Source organism: Paraburkholderia caffeinitolerans (genome assembly GCF_902859945.1).
Classification (GTDB): Bacteria; Pseudomonadota; Gammaproteobacteria; order Burkholderiales; family Burkholderiaceae; genus Paraburkholderia; species Paraburkholderia caffeinitolerans.
The window spans coordinates 1-629 of sequence record NZ_CADIKL010000127.1; the positions used below are offsets into that span (position 1 = coordinate 1).

1 protein-coding gene is annotated in these 629 nt (G+C 61.4%); it reads right to left on the bottom strand.

The features are described 5' to 3' along the window. Positions 1-536, bottom strand: a 536-nt coding sequence (locus HV773_RS36575) for a two-partner secretion domain-containing protein (protein ID WP_175198564.1), incomplete at its 3' end; no start/stop codon positions are given. Positions 537-629 lie beyond the last annotated feature (93 nt).

The window sequence follows — 629 nt, forward strand, 5'->3', positions numbered from 1 at the left end:
GTGAGAATGGCGCGCGACGTGTTGATGAATCCGCCGCCGTTCACCGCAATGCCCGACGGGTTCGCGATGACCACCTCGGCCCGGTTCCCCGCCACTTCGAGATGCCCGTTCAACTGCGAAGGGCCCGGACCATTCACCTGATTGACGATGATTCGCGCGGACTGGCCCGGCGCGAAATTCGGGTTGCCGTTGATCATGCCCGCCTGCTGCGTCTGCACGATGGTGGGCGAGTTGTTGAGGATCGCGCCGCGCTGCTGCACGTCGAAGCGGTTGTACGTGTTGACCGACACGCCCGCGCCCGAGGGCCGGTTGATGTTCACCTGATCCAGACCGTTCTGGGTCTGGATCACACCAGGTGCGTTCGCCCCGCCCGGCGCGATCTGCGCCTGCGCGCCCAACGCGAAACCCGCCAGCACCATGGCAGCCGCCACCGACGCCTCACCGCTCCCTCTTTTCCCTGCTGCAGTGGCCGTTTCCTCAACAGCCACGAGCATATTGCGCACGCGCGAAAACACCAGCCTGTAGCTCTGGTTCATCCATCACCCCGTAGATTTTTTGCAATCCTTACAGGGGTGGAATCTCAATAAACGTCAGATTGCCTGTTTCAACGAACTTTCGGATTTATCCTA